At 35.9% G+C, this 19,603-nt stretch carries 15 protein-coding genes and 1 pseudogene; 4 read left to right on the top strand and 12 right to left on the bottom strand.

The window, feature by feature from the left end; translation table 11 throughout:
• Position 1: 1 nt before the first annotated feature.
• Together grpE and msrB are read right to left on the bottom strand one after the other, a co-directional pair.
• Positions 2-745, bottom strand: a complete 744-nt coding sequence (gene grpE, locus P9211_RS00080) for a nucleotide exchange factor GrpE (protein ID WP_012194572.1) — start codon at positions 743-745, stop codon at positions 2-4.
• Between the two features lie 117 nt (positions 746-862).
• On the bottom strand, positions 863-1,369 hold the full coding sequence (gene msrB, locus P9211_RS00075; protein WP_012194571.1) for a peptide-methionine (R)-S-oxide reductase MsrB: 507 nt from the start codon (positions 1,367-1,369) through the stop codon (positions 863-865).
• A gap of 74 nt (positions 1,370-1,443) precedes the next feature.
• Between msrB and dusA the strand changes: the two genes are divergently transcribed.
• Positions 1,444-2,445 (top strand): tRNA dihydrouridine(20/20a) synthase DusA, encoded by a 1,002-nt coding sequence (dusA, locus tag P9211_RS00070; protein WP_012194570.1) that lies wholly within the window; start codon positions 1,444-1,446, stop codon positions 2,443-2,445.
• Positions 2,446-2,449: 4 nt separating this feature from the next.
• Here the strand turns inward: dusA and P9211_RS00065 are convergent, their stop codons facing one another.
• The 6 genes and pseudogenes from P9211_RS00065 to P9211_RS00040 all read right to left on the bottom strand — a co-directional run bounded on the left by P9211_RS00065 (position 2,450) and on the right by P9211_RS00040 (position 8,967).
• On the bottom strand, positions 2,450-3,187 hold the full coding sequence (locus P9211_RS00065; protein WP_012194569.1) for an RNA recognition motif domain-containing protein: 738 nt from the start codon (positions 3,185-3,187) through the stop codon (positions 2,450-2,452).
• A gap of 122 nt (positions 3,188-3,309) precedes the next feature.
• Positions 3,310-4,713, bottom strand: a complete 1,404-nt coding sequence (argH, locus tag P9211_RS00060) for an argininosuccinate lyase (RefSeq protein ID WP_041390961.1) — start codon at positions 4,711-4,713, stop codon at positions 3,310-3,312.
• A 38-nt stretch (positions 4,714-4,751) separates the two neighbouring features.
• Positions 4,752-6,111: pseudogene (locus P9211_RS00055) on the bottom strand (PP2C family protein-serine/threonine phosphatase).
• A 108-nt stretch (positions 6,112-6,219) separates the two neighbouring features.
• Entirely contained in the window at positions 6,220-7,554 is a 1,335-nt protein-coding gene (gene ftsY, locus P9211_RS00050; protein ID WP_012194565.1) for a signal recognition particle-docking protein FtsY, read from the bottom strand.
• The gene (locus P9211_RS00045; RefSeq protein ID WP_012194564.1) at positions 7,554-8,189 is read right to left on the bottom strand and encodes a transcription antitermination protein NusB; all 636 of its coding nucleotides are present in this window, start codon (positions 8,187-8,189) and stop codon (positions 7,554-7,556) included. The genes ftsY and P9211_RS00045 overlap by 1 nt, the downstream gene beginning before the upstream one ends.
• A 34-nt stretch (positions 8,190-8,223) precedes the next feature.
• Entirely contained in the window at positions 8,224-8,967 is a 744-nt protein-coding gene (locus P9211_RS00040) for a DUF502 domain-containing protein (protein ID WP_012194563.1), read from the bottom strand.
• A 128-nt stretch (positions 8,968-9,095) separates the two neighbouring features.
• On the opposite strand from P9211_RS00040, the gene queG reads away from it, so the two are divergent.
• From queG to P9211_RS00025, 3 genes are all read left to right on the top strand, one after another.
• Complete coding sequence (gene queG / locus P9211_RS00035) at positions 9,096-10,061, top strand: tRNA epoxyqueuosine(34) reductase QueG (protein ID WP_012194562.1); 966 nt, start codon at positions 9,096-9,098, stop codon at positions 10,059-10,061.
• Between the two features lie 11 nt (positions 10,062-10,072).
• Positions 10,073-10,966 carry a hypothetical protein gene (locus P9211_RS00030; protein WP_012194561.1) on the top strand — a complete coding sequence of 298 codons (894 nt, stop codon included), beginning with the start codon at positions 10,073-10,075 and terminating at the stop codon, positions 10,964-10,966.
• Positions 10,967-11,043: 77 nt separating this feature from the next.
• Positions 11,044-13,530 carry a DNA gyrase/topoisomerase IV subunit A gene (locus P9211_RS00025; protein ID WP_012194560.1) on the top strand — a complete coding sequence of 829 codons (2,487 nt, stop codon included), beginning with the start codon at positions 11,044-11,046 and terminating at the stop codon, positions 13,528-13,530.
• Here P9211_RS00025 and purF read toward each other — a convergent pair.
• The 4 genes from purF to dnaN all read right to left on the bottom strand — a co-directional run bounded on the left by purF (position 13,527) and on the right by dnaN (position 19,406).
• Complete coding sequence (purF, locus tag P9211_RS00020) at positions 13,527-14,984, bottom strand: amidophosphoribosyltransferase (protein WP_012194559.1); 1,458 nt, start codon at positions 14,982-14,984, stop codon at positions 13,527-13,529. The two genes, P9211_RS00025 and purF, sit on opposite strands and share 4 nt — an antisense overlap.
• 75 nt (positions 14,985-15,059) lie before the next feature.
• The gene (gene purL, locus P9211_RS00015; RefSeq protein ID WP_012194558.1) at positions 15,060-17,474 is read right to left on the bottom strand and encodes a phosphoribosylformylglycinamidine synthase subunit PurL; all 2,415 of its coding nucleotides are present in this window, start codon (positions 17,472-17,474) and stop codon (positions 15,060-15,062) included.
• Positions 17,475-17,479: 5 nt separating this feature from the next.
• The gene (locus P9211_RS00010) at positions 17,480-18,247 is read right to left on the bottom strand and encodes a PRC-barrel domain-containing protein (protein ID WP_012194557.1); all 768 of its coding nucleotides are present in this window, start codon (positions 18,245-18,247) and stop codon (positions 17,480-17,482) included.
• A 1-nt stretch (position 18,248) separates the two neighbouring features.
• On the bottom strand, positions 18,249-19,406 hold the full coding sequence (dnaN, locus tag P9211_RS00005; RefSeq protein ID WP_041390960.1) for a DNA polymerase III subunit beta: 1,158 nt from the start codon (positions 19,404-19,406) through the stop codon (positions 18,249-18,251).
• Between the last annotated feature and the right edge of the window lie 197 nt (positions 19,407-19,603).

Below are 19,603 nucleotides of genomic sequence, written 5' to 3'. Positions count from 1 at the left end.
CTCAATCCGATTTTTCTGAAGATTGTTGATCAGTAGTATTGTCCCCTTCCAAGGATTGTTCCGTAATAGTTTCTTCACCATCATCTTTTGGACCAGGGCCCATAGAAACCTTAACTAAGGCATGCCTTAAAACACGACCATTTAAGTGATAGCCACGCTGCAATTCTTCCACAATAATATCTTCTGCCAATTCATCACTTGGCTCTCTAAGAACTGCTTCATGCAAACTTGGATCAAAAGTTTGTCCTACTACACGCATAGGGGCCACTCCAAGCTGTTTTAAAACATCTACCAGTTGCTTATAAAGACCTTGATAGCTTTTGTGTAGAGCTTGTGCCTCTTCTCCCTCAGGATTTAATTGCTGCCTGGCTCGATCAAAGTTGTCTACAACAGGCAAAATACTGCTCAAAGTATTACATTGAAGTTGTAAGCGAAGGTCGTCTTGATCTCGACTTTGTCGTTTTCGAAAATTATCAAAATCCGCTGCAATTCTCATATATTGACTGTTTAATGTTTCATGTTCCCTTTCAAGTTGTTCAAGTCGCGCTTCATTATCAAGTGCTTGAGAAGAGGAATCCTTTGCATCTGAAGAAGTCACGTCTGTCTCTGCCCCAGCTTCTTGAGAACCTTCTGCGACGTTTGATAGTGAAGGTTCATCACTAGTAGGCTTTGCCTCCTGAGCTAAATCAACAGCAGATTCTTCTTTTAGATCTTCCTGGATTGGAGTAGAGGCTTCGTCATTCATATGAATTAATTGAAAATTCTTTTGTACTAATGTTGAAGGTTAATGCGCACATATAACAAGCTGCGGAAGCCCGCACCCATCAAAACAAAATTTTTTAATCCTCAAATAAAAATCCAGCTACTTTGATGGTCTAAAAGCTAGTGCTATTCCATTATTGCAATATCTTTTTCCTGTTGGTCTAGGTCCATCATTAAAAACATGACCTTGATGACCTCCGCAACGATGACAGTGATACTCGGTTCGAGGCACAATCAATTTAAAGTCTGTTTTTGTATCAATGGCATTGGGCAATGATTCCCAAAAACTTGGCCATCCTGTACCACTATCAAATTTCTTTGCCGACTCAAACAAAGGAAGATCACATCCAGCACAATGAAATACTCCTAGTCGCTTCTCTTCATTTAACAAGCTAGAAAAAGGTCTTTCTGTTCCTTCTTCTCTTAAAACTTTATAAGCCTCTAATGATAGACGCTTTTTCCAGTCTTCATCTGTCAAATTCCAATCTTCATCTGCTGCTTTGGAAGCAGCAAAAACTGTTTTAGGAGTAAAAAGTAACCCTAAGAATCCCGACCAAATTCCTAAAAGGATTGAACGACGATTAAGCGACAAAAAGTTGTTATACATAAAATCAAAAAGATTGTTCCAAAATTATCTAGAAAAACTTAGGATCTTATCTCTTGGATAGGCAACATAACAAAATGGTTGCCACTTACACTCCAAGAATTACTAACGCCTATCGTTTTAGTATTGCGCCAATGCTGGACTGCACAGATAGGCATTTCAGGGTAATTTTTCGACAAGTCAGCCGAAGGTCATTGCTATATACGGAAATGATTGTAGCTAAAGCATTGCAACATCAAAAAGGAAGGCGTCTTTTAGATTTTGATGAAATTGAACACCCTATTTCACTCCAAGTTGGCGGAGATAATCCAAAAGAGCTAGCTGACGCTGCCAAGCTTGCAGAAGATTGGGGATATGACGAAATCAATCTAAATCTTGGTTGTCCTAGTCCAAGAGTGCAATCAGGCAACTTTGGTGCATGCCTTATGGCAACTCCAAATCAAGTCGCTAAATGCATAGAAGCCATGAAAAATGCAACCCAAATTCCTGTGACAATCAAACATAGAACTGGCATTGATAACTTTGACAGTGAGGAATTTCTTTTTTCTTTTGTCGATCAAATAGCTAAAGCAGGAGCAGACAGATTTGCAATTCATGCTCGCAAAGCATGGCTGGAAGGATTAAATCCAAAACAAAATCGAACTATTCCACCATTGGAATATCTAAAAGTTAAAAAATTAAAATTAAAGCGTCCCGAATTAAAAATAGAGTTCAACGGCGGCTTACATACACCAGAGGAATGTGTAAAAACTTTAAAGATATTTGATGGGGCAATGGTTGGAAGATCCGCATATTCAAATCCTATGCTTTGGCAAGAAATGGATTCGTTAATTTATGGAGAGGATTATTTTCCAGTAAAAGCTTCGCAAGTTATTCAAAATTTAATTCCATATGCACAAAAGCACCTTGATAATGAAGGGAGGCTTTGGGATATAAGCAAACATCTTCTTCAATTAGTCCAAGCGGTACCTGGAGCTCGTGCATGGAGACACAACCTAAGCACTAAAGCTCAAAAATCAAGCGCAAAACTAATAATTTTAGAAAAAGCTGCCCAACAATTAGAAGAAGTTGGGCTTTAAATAATTAACCTTCTGCTCCACCATAATCAGAAGTCTCATCAGTTTCTGAAGCGGCTCCTCGTCTACGCCTACTGCGATTTTCATCTCTATCAGAAGTATCAGAAGAACCATAACTACGGTCCTCCCATCCCTTAGCGCCAGAAGATCGTTGTCCAGGATCTTGGTCACCACCATAGCCGCCTTGACCGCCACCGCCGCCATAGCCGCCTTGACCGCCACCACCGCCATAGCCGCCGCCATAGCCGCCGCCGCCATAGCCGCCTTGACCACCACCGCCATAGCCGCCTTGACCACCACCGCCATAGCCGCCTTGACCGCCACCGCCGCCATAGCCGCCTTGACCACCACCGCCATAGCCGCCTTGACCGCCACCGCCGCCATAGCCGCCTTGACCGCCACCGCCGCCATAGCCGCCGCCATAGCCGCCTTGACCACCACCGCCATAGCCGCCGCCATAGCCGCCGCCGCCATAGCCGCCTCTGCGAGGACCACCACCACCGCCACGAGGTTCTGCCTTATTAATTCTTAATGGACGACCCATTAATTCAGCACCTTGAAGGGCTTCGATAGCTGATGACTCAGCCGCCTCATCTGCCATTTCAATAAATGCAAAACCCCTTTTACGACCTGTGTCGCGTTCTAGTGGTAAAGAACAGTTTGCGACCTCTCCAAAAGGAGCAAACAATTGAATCACATCTTCCTGCTCAGCGCGGAAGGGCAAGTTGCCAACAAAAATACTCACTTGAAAATTGGACCGAAAAAATAAATGTGCCAAAAAGGCTTAAAAAGCCATAAGTAAATAATTGTACTAAAAATTATTTACGCTTTGATATTAATACCAATTAGCCTCTAAGAGGCAAGAGATCATTCTTTCAAAGAAGAAAACTGATTTTGCCAATTTTCCAACTGTGCAGACACTTGAGCAAAGCCTGTTCCGCCTTGACTAATCCTCGAGGCGACTACATGTTCTGGAGTTAACCTTTTATATATATCCTGATCAAAAGCAGGGTGCATATCCTGCCATTGATCAAAAGAAAGATCCTTAAGCAAAATACCTTCTTTCATACAAAGCTTTACTAAACGTCCAACAATCTGATAAGCCTCTCTAAAAGGGACTTCTTTAGAAACTAAATAATCTGCCACATCAGTTGCATTAGAAAAATCCGATTCCACGGCTGATCCCAGGCGATCTAAAGAAAACTCCAAACCCTCTTCTAAGAGAATAGACATTGCTTGAAGAGAATTTCTAACAGTCACTACTGTGTCAAAAAGAGCCTCTTTATCTTCCTGAAAATCTTTGTTATATGCAAGAGGCAGACCTTTGAGCATGACCAACAAAGCTTGGAGATGGCCAAAGACTCTTCCTGACTTTCCTCTAACAAGTTCAGGTACATCAGGATTCTTTTTTTGAGGCATTATGCTGCTACCAGTTGCGCATCGATCGGTTAATTTTACAAACGAAAATTCTTCGCTAGACCAAAAAATTATTTCTTCTGATAATCGGCTTAAGTGAACCATAATTAATGAAGATGCAGCAATAAATTCAACTGCAAAATCACGATCACTTACTGCATCTAAACTATTGGAATAAATACTAGTAAAATTTAATTGATCTGCTGTATATAGCCTGTCAATTGGTAAAGAAGTTCCTGCTAAGGCAGCTGCTCCCAAAGGAGAGGTATTAACTCGACTTTTGACTTCGACCAAACGATCTCTATCTCTCTGAAACATTTCAAGATATGCAAGTAAATGATGAGCTAATGAAACAGGTTGAGCTCTTTGCAAATGCGTATATCCAGGAATAAGTGTATACAAATTCTTTTCTGCATGGCCCAACAAAATCTTTTGAATATTTTCTAAATCAAAATTGATTTCATCAATTTTTCGTCGCAACCATAATCTTATATCTGTAGCTATTTGATCATTTCTACTTCTACCAGTATGCAGTTTCTTTCCAAGCGGTCCTAAAAGTTCTATTAATCTGTTCTCAACAGCGAAATGAACATCCTCAGCAGGTTGATCAGCATTAAAAACACCTTGGGATGCTTCTAAACGAATCTGGTTTAAGCCTTTTTCAAGTTGAGATGCTTCATCAGCATTAATTATGCCTGTTTTGCCTAGCATCCTTGCATGAGCTATTGATCCATCAAGATCTTCTTGCAAAAGAAGAAAATCAAACTTTATAGAAGCATTAAAACTCTCTATAAAAGGATGAAGGCCTACTTCGAATCGATCGCTCCAAGGTTTTCCCAAATTTTTTAATCCCAATTCTTTTATCTCTAATAAAGCAGTTTGTTATGGAATTGTCAGTCATAAGAATTATTTACATGCGGGAGCACTAATTCCTCATTTACTTTTAAAACAACCATAGAAGCATCATCTTCTAAATGATGATCATTACCAACAAAGCGGTCCAGGCGCTTAAAAAGCATTTCTAAAATTTCTTGAGCCCCTATAGATTGGCGAGCAGCATCCTCAAGCAAAGATATCAACCTAGTCTCATCAAAACGTTTGCCTGTCATGCCAGGGGCTTCTGTAACACCGTCCGTGTAATACAAAATAATATCTCCAGGTTGAAGAATAATTTCTCCACACACATATTCAGCTTCTGGTTGCAGTCCTATCAAAAGACCTGGAGCATCTAATCTGCAAATAGTTTTTTGCTCTTCTTTCCAAAGCAGTGGTGGATTATGAGCAGCATTAGCAAAACGCAATCTCCTAGATCTAGGGTCATAATCAGAATAAAAAAGGGTCACAAATCTATGAGACTGAGCCAAATCATCCAAAGCCAATTGATTTAGATCATGAAGAATGCGATCGGGTGGCAATCCACTAAGTACCTCTGCCCTCAGCATCCCTCTAAGCATCGTCATCAATAAGCCAGCAGGAATAACCTTTACCCATAACATCTCCAACTACCAAAGCCCATCTGCCTCGCTCTCTTCGCCTGCCATTCAACTCAGGTCGGGTCGGCATAAAGTCGTAATAGTCACCACCTACTTGAAAAGCAGTTCTACATTTTGCAGCTAATTCAATTCCTTCAATAACAGGACAATGATCAGGAAGTAATTGAGCCTGGATTTCAGCACCGATGCTTAACTGTCGATCAACAGTCTCATGTCGACGTGTCTCTTGGGTAAAAAAGTCATTTTCTATTGCTACAGCTGCTAAATCAGCAATAATTTGAATATGTCGCCTGTTTATATCACTCCAAACCAAAGGGGACTTAGGTTCAAAAACATAAAGTCTTCCTAGTTGCTTACCTCTTGCAACAAGTGATGTAACAAAGATGCCAGCATTGGCCAAATTTCTCTGAACCAAACTATCCATCAGAAGCAATTGCTTCTCATCAGACGCAAAGCCACAAATTTGACCCTGAGGAAACTCACAAAATTGCTTTATTAATTTTTCTGATAGATCTCCAGAAATACTATGTATTTGATCCTTCCATATCCGACCATCTAAGTGAAAAGGAACTAATAAGGAACCTTCAACCCCAACTAAACGAGAGGCAACAACAGGCACAAGCTCTAAGAACCTATTTAAATTAGTAAAGTTTCTCAGAGCAAAACAAATAGAAGACAATAATTCTTGATTACGACTTTGTTCTCTAGATAAGCTTTCTAAAAGATCTCGCAAAGATTCATAAGCAGAAGAAGATTGCAAGCTATTGTGAAGCGTTGTTTTTGAATGTGGACTGACAGGGTTAGTACTCACTGCAGTATTAATGCAGAACTAAAAAAATAGCAAAAAATATAGAAATAAGCTGCAATGTCAACGATTTGCCAAAAGAGCCTCAACAAATTCAAAACTATTAAAAGGTTTTAAATCTTGTAGCCGTTCTCCTGCCCCTATAAATCGAATTGGTAATTTTGCTTCAGAGGCAACTGCAAAAGCAACTCCTCCCCTAGAAGATCCATCAAGCTTTGTAATAACTACACCTGTTAAATTGGCAGATTCAGCAAAAGACATTGCCTGATTCAAACCATTTTGACCTTGACTAGCATCAAGCACTAAAAGTGATTCAACTATTGCTTCTGGAGCAAGACGATCAATAATACGTCTGATTTTTGCCAATTCTTCCATCAAATTATTTTTTGTTTGAAGTCGACCTGCAGTATCTACTAACAACAATTCAATTTCTTTAGATTTAGCCGCACCTATTGCATCAAAAACAATAGCTGCAGGATCAGCATTAGGAGTTTCATTAGCTATTACAGAAACACCACTTCTACGTCCCCATATTTGGACTTGTTGAACTGCAGCTGCACGAAAAGTATCAGCTGCAGCAATTAATGCAGTATATCCACTTCGTAAAGCAAGATGGGCAAGTTTTCCCAATGTGGTTGTCTTACCTACACCATTCACGCCTACAAGTAACCAAATATTTAAAGATTTATGTTTTGGAGCAAGTACTTCTTGATTGCTATTTTTAATCGGTTTATTAACAATTTGGCAGAGTTGCTGTTTTAAAAATCTAAAGCCCTCCTTAGAATCTAGAACTTCTTCATTTAATCTTCTTCGCAATGCAGTAATTATTTGATCTGTTGCATTTACACCTACATCAGCTCTTAAAAGTAAAGCTTCTAAATCATCTAGAACTTCTGGTGTAAGTGGATCATCTCCAAATTTTTCAAGTAAATCTGTTACAAAACCTTTTCTAGTTTTTTCCAATCCTTGTCGTAATCTCTTTAACCAATCAATATCTTCTAAAGATATACTATCAGGCTCCTTACCTTGAGCTGCCAATACCCCTGCAGACCATGTAAAAGAATCATCAAATTCTCCTAATCCTGAATCTTCTATATCTTTTAAAATATCTTTAGATGAATCATTTAAACAATCATCTTTATCTACATTATTAATTTTATTTTTTAATTGTAGATTATTTGTTTCTTGAGTTTCCTCAGTAACTTGTGCTAGTGAATTACTCTCTTTGAAAAGAGCTTCTTTCTTTTCTAACTGTTTCTGTTTTAATTTTTCAAAAGCTTGTTTTGCCCAATCTAATGATTCTTGTTCTTCTAAATTTAAATTATCTGATTGATTTTCCTCTATTGTCTCTTTAGAAGAAAGAGCATTTTGATTATTGGGAAGTTCGTCGCTAGACATTAGGCAATATTAATTGAATCAGAATTTTGTAGTCTCCTTAAAATACCATTAATCATTCGCCTTCCTTGTTTATCACTATATTTATTACCAAGATTTACAGCTTCATTACAAGCAACAGCAATTGGAGCATTTAATATATGTATGTCTATATATGCAAGTCTGAGAATATCCTGATCAATTCTTGGCAAACGTTTTAATCGCCATCCATCCATAACTTCATCTAGATTTAAATTAATACTCTGTAAATTTTGCAAAACTAAACTTACCCTTTGAATTGCATCTTCCCGAATATTAACTTGATCAGATAAAGCCAAGAGTGTTGTTAATTCTAAGCTATCAGACAAACTATTTATAATATCTCGTGAGTGATTTAAAGAAGTCTCTAAATGATTTCTAATTTTAGAAGCTGATGTTTTCTCACAGCTTTCCAATTCACTATCCAGTAATTGCTCTTGCGCTGATTCAAGCTGAACAGCACAGAAATCTAATTGCTCCCTCAAATGATTCATAAGAGTTTCAAGGCCAAGCATTAATAAATCTTCGAGTGATATATCTTCTATGTTATTAATTTGTTTATCTGAAATCTGACCTAATACCAAAAGTGCAATTTCTCTAGAAATAGATCGAGATTGCATTATCAAAAATGAAAGAAAAGAATGAGTTACAAGTCTAATTAGAAACAGACGATTGGGATTGATTAGATCTTAATTGTGCAAATAAGCTAGAAAAACTTGTATTAATTGAAGTATTTCTCTCATCTGGGTTAACAATTCCTGCTGAGATAATGGTACGGAAGGCATCCTCAACTGAAATATTTAAATCTTTAACCGACGACTCAGGGACTAAGGTATACCAGCCAGTAGTTGGATTTGGCGCAGTAGGAATAAATACACTAAGTAGTGGTTGACTTAATTCTGGTTGAAGTGATGGACCAACCAAGCCAGTAACAAAACCAACACTAAATAGTCCTTCACGAGGATATTCAACCAAAACAACTCTTCTAAATCTTTTAGAATTGTCTCTTAGAAAAGTTTCTAAGAGTTGCTTTAAAGTTTTATAAACTGAGCCTGCGAATGGAATCTTAGAAAGAGTCCCTTCTCCAAATTCAAGCAACCAACGTCCTACAAAATTCCTTGCCATCAATCCAATTAAAAGTATTCCTAATAAAGGGACAGTTAAGCCAAGAGCAAGATTGATCAAATCTTGCAAAAGTGGGTTAAGAGTAATAAATGGATTTAATTGCTTAGGTATAGACGTAAGGAAAGCAAGCACAAAGCGGCTAACTATCGTTGACAGCCAAATGGTGGTCGCCAATGGAATGACAACTAACAACCCAGCTATAAGGTCATTCTTAAGATCTTGCTGCAACCTTGAGGCTAAGGAAAGATCTTGTCTAGGAGATGACTGAACCAAAAAGTTTCTAAAACCCTTGAATTAGATTATTCAACTAAGTTAACCAATTTCATTTAGCAATAAGCTTTTATTAATGGAAATAATGAAAGATGAAGCAAAACTCTTCTCTTTTTTGATGAATTTTGGCCATGTTGGAAACCCAAGACAAGCTTTCACATGATTTTAAAGAGGAGGCAAAGCGTCACGGATTCAGTCCTGTAGGCATAGCCAGAATCCCCGGAAGCAATCGAATAAAGATGCGCACAGCTGCGCTACAGAGATGGCTAGATGCTGGCTATCACGGTGATATGAGATGGATGGAAGCCCCAAGACGTCAAAGCATACAAACACTTTTAAAGGATGTGCAAAGTGTTCTCGTAGTAGGACTGAATTATTACATTGATGCAAAAATAAGTGATCCAGACAAATTGTTAGTTGCTCGCTACGCATGGGGCAATGATTATCACAAAGTTTTAGAAAAAAGACTCAAAAAATTAGGACGATGGCTAGAGCAAAGAAAAGCTAATTGTAAATGGAAAATTTGTGTAGATTCATCTCCACTTCTAGAAAAGGCATGGGCAGAAGAAGCTGGGATCGGATGGATAGGCAAAAACAGTAATTTGATTGATAAGAAACATGGTTCTTGGATGGTCTTGGGATATTTACTTTGCACAGAAGCTCTAACTCCTGATAAGCCTTCAACTCCTCTATGCGGCAATTGTCAAAAATGTATTGAAGCTTGTCCAACACATGCAATTACAGAGCCTTTTGTAGTGAATGCTCAAAAATGTCTTGCATATCACAATATTGAAAATCGAAATCCTAAACTTCCAGAAAATATTGAAAAGTCAATGGGTAAATGGATTGCGGGATGCGATATATGTCAAGACGTTTGTCCATGGAATCACCAAACAATGGTGAGTAGCAAAGACCCAGATGTGCAGCCTCATGAATGGGTGCTAAATCTCAGTAAAGATAAAATATTGGCATGGGATGATGAGACATGGAAAAAAAAGCTAAAAAACTCTGCATTAAAAAGGATTAAACCTTGGATGTGGAGGCGTAATGCAAAGTTAGGAAATAAAGCTGTTAATTGTACTAAGCTAGAAAAATAAGGAATAGTTTTATGCCTAAATACAGTATTATTTCAATGAAAAAGACATATATAATTGTTTTAGCAGTTTTAAATTTTAATATATTAATACCTAATCAAAGATCATTTGCTTTTATTCCAAGTGTTTATGAGCCAAATACTAAAGAGCTAAAAGTCACAGGTTTAAGTATAGGAGATATGGCAGCTAAATTCATTAGGTTTGGACCAATAAAGCAAGGCACTAATCTTGCTAAATTAGCAGTTAGTCTTAATCCAGAAAAAGTAGAGCTTTGGATAATACTTGCAGAAGGTCAAATGAAAACTAATCAACTCGAAGATGCACTTTTATCAATTCAAAAAGCAAAATCATATAACTCTTCACTAGCTAATATTTGGTTTGCAGAAGCATCAATAGCATTAAACCTAAAAAAACCTAAATATGCTATTACATCACTTGAATCAGGTTTAAAAATTGATCCAAACAATCCAACTGCATATTTTCAGTTAGGAAATGCAAAGTTTATTCTAAACAAAACCAATTCTGCATTAAAAGCATTTCAAAAGGCGTCTGAGCTAAAACCTAATTTCTGGCAAGCAATTAATAATCAAGGTCTTGTTCATTACGAGATGAATAACATCAAAAAAGCAATTTACCTATGGCGGAAAGTCCTAGGAATCACAAATGATGCTGAGCCAAAACTTGCATTGGCAGCAGCGCTAAATAGTATTCATATCAACAATGAAGAATCTATAAAACTTGCTAAAGAAGCATTGAATTTAAATCCTAATTACGTTTCACAAATACATCAAAAAGAACAGCTTTGGGGTAACAAGCTTCAAGAAGCAACAAAAGAGCTATTTAAAAGTCCAAAACTTGCAACTTCAATCGCCAAGGCTTTGGCTAACTCAAACTTTCAAAATAAGTGATAACAAAAACTGGTGCAAAATGAAATAAGTCTGTACTCTTGAATCCTTAGGCCTTCTAAGAATCCTCAATTATCTGGATGGAAGAGCGCCTGCAAGCTATTTCACTGCATCACGAAATGCAGCGGTCGTACCTCGAATACGCGATGAGCGTAATCGTTGGAAGAGCATTGCCTGATGCAAGAGATGGGATGAAGCCTGTACAAAGGCGGATTCTTTATGCAATGCATGAATTAGGATTAACTCCAGAAAGACCCTTTAAAAAATGTGCTCGGGTAGTAGGGGATGTACTTGGTAAATACCACCCTCATGGAGATCAAGCGGTTTACGATGCCTTAGTAAGGCTTGTTCAAAGTTTTGCAAGCAGATATCCAGTTTTAGATGGACATGGAAATTTTGGATCTGTAGATGATGATCCACCTGCTGCAATGAGATATACAGAAACTCGCTTAGCAGCAATCGCATATGAAGCAATGCTTGGGGAACTTGGTTCAAATACTGTTGAATTTGCACCAAACTTTGATTCTTCACAACAGGAGCCAATTGTATTACCAGCTCAATTACCTTTTCTGATTCTTAATGGGTGCTCTGGCATTGCAGTAGGCATGGCAACGAGCATTCCACCGCACAACATTAATGAAGTTATTAATGCATTAATAGAAATAATTAAAAAGCCTAATATTTCAGAGGAAAGGTTACTAAGCATAATTCCAGGACCTGATTTCCCAACCGGGGGAGAGGTCCTAATCGGAACTGGTGTTAAAGAGACATATTTAAAGGGAAAAGGGAGTATTCCAATGAGAGGAATAGCTCATATCGAAGAAATTAATCCAGGGAAAGGAAAACACAAAAAAAATGCAATAATCATTACTGAATTACCTTATCAAATTAGTAAATCTAATTGGATAGAAAAATTAGCAGAGATGGTAAATAATGGAAAAGTAGAAGGTATAGCCGATATAAGAGATGAAAGTGATAGAGAAGGAATGAGAATAGTAGTAGAACTAAGAAGAGACAGTAACCCTGAAAAAATATTAAATACTTTATATCAAAGAACTTCTCTTCAAAGTAATTTTGGTGCAACCTTACTAGCAATTGTTAATGGACAGCCTAAACAATTATCACTTAAGAAATTCTTAGATATTTTCTTGGAGTTTAGAGAGTTAACAATTATTAGAAGAACAAAAAATAATCTATTAAAAACATTAGAAAGGCTTGAAATAGTTGAAGGACTATTAAAAGCCTTAGAAAATGTTAGAAATGTAATAGATATGATTGAAAGTGCTAAAGATGCAATGGAGGCTAGAACAAGACTTATGGTTCGACTAGATTTAACTGAGAAACAAGCTGATGGAATACTTTCAATGCCTTTAAGAAGGTTAACAAATCTAGAAACTCAAAGTTTATATAACGAGTTAGAAGAACTAAAGGAAAAGAAAAGTTGCTTAGAAATTGTTCTTAATGACAGAGACGAATTGTTAAAAGCAATGATCGAAGAACTAAAAGGATTAAGAAAGCAATTTGGGTCCAAAAGAAAGACCAAATTAATTGAGGGCGGTGATGAGTTATTAGCACAAAGGAACGCAAGTCTGAGACCTAATGCAGAATTGCAAAGAAAAAAAGCATATGAAAATCTACCTCGTGAAAGTAGATTAATGATACAAAATGACAATCAAGTAAAAATAGTAAGCCCACAACTTCTAGGAAGATTACATTTAGATGAAAGCTGTAATCTTGGAGATGCACCAATACCAGCAAGATTAATATGGCCTATAGAAAAAAATCCAAAAGTTATTGTAGTTACAAATTGCGGAAAAATAGCTTTAGTCAAATGGGAGTTTTCAGGAAATCAACCTGGAATAATTCAAAAGTTCATTCCAACAATATTAGAAAAAGAAAAGATCAGTAGTATTATTCCAATAGGAAAAGATAAAGAGCTTAGTATTGGACTTCTAACAAGTGATGGTAGATTCAAAAGATTAGATATAGAAGAAATAGTAGATATGTCAGGAAGAGCAGCATCATTATTAAAGTTAAAAGAAAATGTGAACTTGCAATCAGGTTTAATCTGTCGTTTAAATGACTATTTAATTATTGTAAGTGACATAGGAAGAATACTGAAAATAAAAATAGATGATGAAAATATCCCTATTATGGGCAAATTGGCTCAAGGATCAGTGATTATGAAACTTTTCCCAGGAGAGAGAATTATAGGTGCTATCACTTGTTCATCTAAAGAAGACTTAATAATGATAACTAAAAAGGGTTCTATTTTAAAACATTCTATAAATAGTATAAGAACATGTAAAAGAGGAGACTTAGGGACAATAAAAAATATATTAAAGGATTCTAATAAAGAGCAAAACAGGGTAGTACAAGTATTTAATGGCAAGAGCCTAGTTGGAGTAATTACATCAAAAGAAAGAAATGGAAGGATAAGTCAAGAGGCTATAAAGGAGATTAAGTATGATAAAATTAACAAAGATCTAATAAAAGTTGATGATGACGAGTATATAGATGAAGTTATTCCTTTAATAGATCCTAACAGTCATTCTTTTATTAATTAAGAAATATATTCAGTTTCAACCCAATTTAAATATTCATTAGTAACTGTTCCTGTAACATAATGACCTGTAAAGCAAGACATATCTAAATCTTCTATCTTGGAGTCATCCAAAATTGCAGTCTTAAGATCACCGACCTCTTGATAAACTAATTGATCAACTAATAAAATATTCTGAATTTCAAGAATGGATCGATCATATGCTATTAGCTCATCTTTTGAAGGCATATTAATCCCATAAACATGCGGAAATCGTATAGGCGGAGCTGCTGAAGTAAATGTAACTTTATTCGCTCCAGCAAGTCTTGCCATTTGAACTATTTCTCTAGAAGTAGTTCCTCGAACTATAGAGTCGTCAACAATGAGAATATTTTTTCCTTTAAACTCTGTACTCATAGCATTTAACTTTTGTCGTACTGATTTCTTTCGTTGAGATTGCCCTGGCATAATAAAAGTTCTGCCTACATATCTATTTTTAAAAAATCCTTCTCTATATTCAACACCTAATTGTCTAGCAACTTGCATGGCAGAAGGCCTGGAAGAATCGGGAATAGGCATAACAACATCAATATCTCCAGAATTAAGTGTCTTTTTTATAGTATTCGCTAATCGATCACCCATCCGAAGCCTTGCTTCATAGACAGAGATTCCATTCATAATTGAATCAGGCCTAGCTAAATAAACATATTCGAAAGAACAAGGAAATAGTTTGGGATTATCTGAACATTGTTGGGAATGAAGTTCACCATTGACTGATATAAATACTGCCTCCCCTGGATCTAAATCACGAACAATTTGAAAATCGTTATTTTCCAAGACCAGAGATTCGCTTGCAAGAATCCATTCATCCCGATTATCTTCCGAAATTCTTTTACCTAAAACTAATGGTCTAATTCCATACGGATCTCTAAAAGCAACTAATCCATGGCCAGCAATTAAAGCAATAGCAGCATAAGAACCTTCCACTCTTTTATGTAATGATTTAATAGCAGAAAAAATATGTTCTGGTGATAAAGAACTTCCATGAATTTGAGCTTGTATTTCAGTTGCAAAGATATTTAGCAACATTTCAGTATCACTAGAAGAATTTGTATGTCTTCGATCTATATTAAAAAGCTGCTTTTCTAGTTCTCTTGTATTAGTCAAATTTCCATTATGTACAAGAATAATGCCATAAGGTGCATTGACATAAAAGGGTTGTGCTTCATTTTCACTATCTGCAGTTCCTTTAGTCGCATATCTGACATGACCAATACCTATATTGCCAAGTAAACTTCTCATATCTCGCGTTCTATAAGCTTCTTTTACTTGTCCTTTTGATTTACATATATGGAATAAACTTCCTTCCATCGTTGCTATACCTGTAGAGTCTTGCCCTCTATGCTGCAATAATAACAAGCTGTCATAAATCAATTGATTAATCTGATGATTAGAAAAAATACCTACTATGCCGCACATAAAATACTCCTTAATATATACAGAATAAAAAATTATCTGAAGAAGTCATAGATAAGTTTTGAAGAATATATGTTTTCACGACATTCTACGAGGAATTGCATTATTAAATGAAGATGCTAATTGAGAAATTGATAATTGTATTAATTCAACATTAGCTTGAGAAATGGAAAGACTAGGGTCACGTTGAACATGACCTATTTGCATAGCAGGTATGGAAAAACTATTCTCTCTAGCAAAAGTCCTTAAATTTAATTTCCATTCAGAAAGTTTACTAGGAGAAATGCTTATAACAATTCTAGATCCACCTTCAGCAAATAATAAACTATCAATTCTATTTGAAGTATTAGGAAAGATACATTTTGCTCCTAATCCAGAAGATATAACAGATTCTGCTAAAGCAGTCGCTATACCTCCATCACTGACATCATGAGCAGAGAGTATTAATTGATTAGAAATTGATTTTCGGAGAAATGATTGTATTAATTTTTCCAAATTCAAATCTATTTCAGGGGGTCTGCCTGTATGTAAATTAAAAATATTCTCTAAATATGCAGTACAAGATAAGCTAATTCTATTATCTAATAATGATGATGCTTCTAAAGGAACACCTAATAACCAAATAAGATCACCTTCATTAATCCATGATTGACCTACAATAGTATTAATATCGTCTATTAAACCTATCATTCCTATGACTGGTGTTGGTTGAATAGGTTGTATTTCTCCAGTAGAAAGACGTATCTCATTATATAAGGAAACATTTCCTCCAGTTACAGGAGTATCAAGATGTAAGGATGCTTTAGAAATACCTTCACAAGCTTTAGCTAATTGCCAATAACCGATAGCATGATCAGGAGATGAGAAATTCAAATTATCAGTTAAAGCCAAAGGTTCTCCTCCAACACAAGAAATATTCCTTGATGCTTCAGCAACTGCTGCTATAGCGCCACGTTCAGGATCTAAAGCAACCCAACGATTAGGACAATCAACCACTGCTGCTAAACCTTTATTAATCAATTTATCACTTTTTTTTGAATCTATATCTCTTACGCGAATAACAGCCGCATCAGCAGCTCCAGGTGGAATAATTGTATTATTCTGAACCTGGTAATCATACTGATTATATATCCATTTCTTAGAAGCAATTGTTGGATCATCTAATAATTTTAATAAGATATTATTCCATGTAAAAAATCTGTCTTTTTTTATTTTATCTTGCACTGTTATACCTTTTTCATTAGAAAAAGGAAGGTTTTCTTCAGTCCATTTCCAATGATCTAAGATATATTTTGGAGGATTAGATAGTAAAGAATGTTCATTAACTGGAGTATCTTCAGCTAAAGCGTCAGCTGGTAAATCTACAACTATTTTTTTCTGATATAAAACTCTTACAACTCTTTCCTTGAGAACTTTTCCTACAACTTGAGCTTTTAGTCCCCAATTTGTAAAAATTTTCATCACATCATTTTCTTTGCCAGGCTTAACTACAAAAAGCATTCTTTCTTGAGATTCTGAAAGTAAAAATTCATATGGTGTCATACCTTGTTCACGAGCAGGAACAAGGTCCAAATCCAACTCAATACCTACTTCTCCCTTCGCAGCCATTTCAGAGCAACTACAAGTAAGTCCTGCAGCTCCCATATCTTGAGCAGCTATAACATTACCTGTTTTAAAAGCTTCTAAACATCCTTCAATTAAACCTTTCTCAAGAAATGGGTCACCAACTTGAACAGCTGGACGATCATCAAGAGAAGTGTTACTTAATTCCGCACTAGCAAAACTAGCACCTCCCATTCCATCTCTTCCTGTAGTACTACCAACATAAATGACTGGATAATCGATACCTTTTGCTCCAGAACAAACAATATCTTTTGTTTCTAGTAAGCCAATAGCCATAGCATTCACTAAAGGATTACCTGAATAGCTCGTATTAAAAGATGTCTCACCTCCAATTGTTGGTACACCAACACAGTTGCCATAATGCGCTATTCCAGCAACAACACCCTCTAATAAGCCAACATTTTTTTTATCTTCTAGCAAACCAAACCTAAGTGCATTTAATAAAGCAATAGGACGTGCACCCATTGTAAAAATATCACGTAAAATCCCCCCAACTCCAGTAGCAGCACCTTGAAATGGTTCAACTGCAGAAGGATGGTTATGACTTTCTATTTTAAACGCTATCCTTTGACCATCTCCTATATCAACAACTCCAGCATTTTCTCCAGGACCTACAAGAATACGCTTACCTGAAGTAGGCAAATTTTGTAATAATGGTTTTGAATTTCTATAACAACAATGTTCAGACCACATAACTCCAAACATTCCCAATTCAGTCCGGTTTGGAGCTCGTTCTAGACGTTTGCAGATTTCAATGTAATCTTCCTTTTTTAATCCTTCATGTGATAAAGAACTTAAAACATCATAATCGGTTTTAAAAGAAGATAATTTGACTAAATTTTCAAATTCGATTGAGGAGTTTTCTAGCATAGTTTTTATATCCAAGGATCTCCTTCTTTTTCAGGGTTATTTATTCTACTAGAAGAGTTTATATAAAACTGTTTAGCTTCGTCATCATTATTAATGTCCCAATCTCCAAATAAATCAAATCTACTATTATCTTCAGAAAAATTTTCAGAGAGCTCTTCGTCATCCCAAGGTAATTCTTCTAACCAACCTTCTAAACGAGTATTTGCTCTCAAAGAAATTTCTTGAAATTGATCACGCAATTTCAAACTTTTTTTTAATAAGTTCTGACGAAAGCTTGATTTCAGTATCGGAAAATCATCAAGTCTTAGATTATTAGTAAATACTAAACCAGGTTGTTGATCAATAATTTTATCAAGTGATAACTGCCATCTACTTGTTCCAGGTATTTTAGGATTTGATCTTGATACTAAGTAATATAAAATTTTACCTGTTTTATAGTCAAATACAAAATCAGCAATTAATGCTATTTTTTCTCCGTTTCTATTAATTAAATCAGCTTCTAATAATGTAGGGAACCTATCAAGGGTTGCTTGATCTGACTGAGCAGGTATTCCTTTTACATAAAGCTCTTGAGAAGAAATGCCTTTTAACTGATTCAAACGCCAAACATCCCTTGATAATTTTAAAGTAGAAGGTCTCGTAGCCCATCCAAGTAAACGATGGACAGGTGGATGCATCCAAGCAATAATGCCAGGACCATGGTCTATACCTTTATCACATCTAACATTGTGATTTAAAAGATTACTTAAAAGTAATTCGTTAGATAAAGTCAAATTAAGACCGAATTTGTATTGGCATTACAAGGTAAATAAAAGTATTTTGATCATCTATAGAAGACAAAATAGCAGGAGTAGTAGGTAAATTACAACGTAAACAAATTTTATCTTCTTCAAAAACTCTTAATCCTTCTAACAAATAACGAACATTAAAAGCAATTTGAAAATTATCTCCATTAAATTTAACAGGAATGGATTCAACACCACTACCAACATCCTGAGCATCAGCTGTTATTTTAACTAAATCAGAAGAAGGTTCTTTTGAAATTTTTATAACATTATTATGTTGATCTGCTAAAACAGCAATCCTTTCAAGAGCTGATATAAAAGGTTTTCTATCAAATTCTAAAATATTCGAAAATGATTCAGGTATTAATTGATTATAATTTGGATAATCTCCTTCTAATATTCTTGTTGTAACAACTTGATTTAATGCCGTAAATACAACTTGACCGCTATCATAAAAAAGACTAATTTTTTCCTCGTTTTTATAATTTCCAATAAATCTTTCAATTTCGCGAAGAGATTTAGCAGGAAGTGTGACTTCAATTTTATCATTAGTATTTAAATTCGTAGAGGAGTTCAAGTTAATAGCATCTTCCAAGTTTAATACAGCTAAACGATGACCATCAGTAGCTGCAGCTTGAAGAATATTTCCATCAAAAATTAAATGAACTCCTGTTAAAATTTGCTTTGATTCATCAGAGCTACTTGCAAATAACGTACTTTTTAAAGCATTAGCAAAAATCAAAGGGTTAATTTGCAACGAAGCTCCAGTCTGAACAAGAGGTAATTCAGGAAAATCATCTGCATTTAAACCACGCATTTGATAAGTACCACTTTTACTCGTTAAATTAACTTTTTCTCCTAATTCATCGCTTACTAGATTTATTGGCGAGTCACTAGAAAGTTTGGAAACAATCTCTCCAAACAACTTTGCAGGAAGGGTTGTAGCCCCACTAACTTCTACTGAAGCGGTTAGAGATGTTTGAATTCCTAAATTTAGATCAAAGCCTGTAAGGCTTAAGCGTCCTGTACCAGCATCTGCTGTTAGCAAGATGTTAGCTAATACAGGGTGGGTAGGGCGAGAAGCTACTGCTCTGCTAACAAGCTGGAGAGCAGAGTTCAGTTCGGATTGGGAGCATACTAGTTTCATCGAATCAAATTTAACGACGAAACAGAAAAAAGACATCCCAAATTTTCATATCATTTCAAAATTTGCAAAGCTTTTTAATTAGTGTTTATTACTGTTCTTATAAAAAAGAATAAATAAGAATTAGTAGTAGTAGAGCTTGTGGAAACTGTGGAATACCTTCAAGTTGGTTTTCTAGACTCTATTCTTTTTTATTTCCT

The sequence above is a fragment of the Prochlorococcus marinus str. MIT 9211 genome (assembly GCF_000018585.1).
Lineage (GTDB): Bacteria > Cyanobacteriota > Cyanobacteriia > PCC-6307 > Cyanobiaceae > Prochlorococcus_D > Prochlorococcus_D marinus_B.
This window is presented reverse-complemented; position numbering and strand designations above follow the sequence as displayed.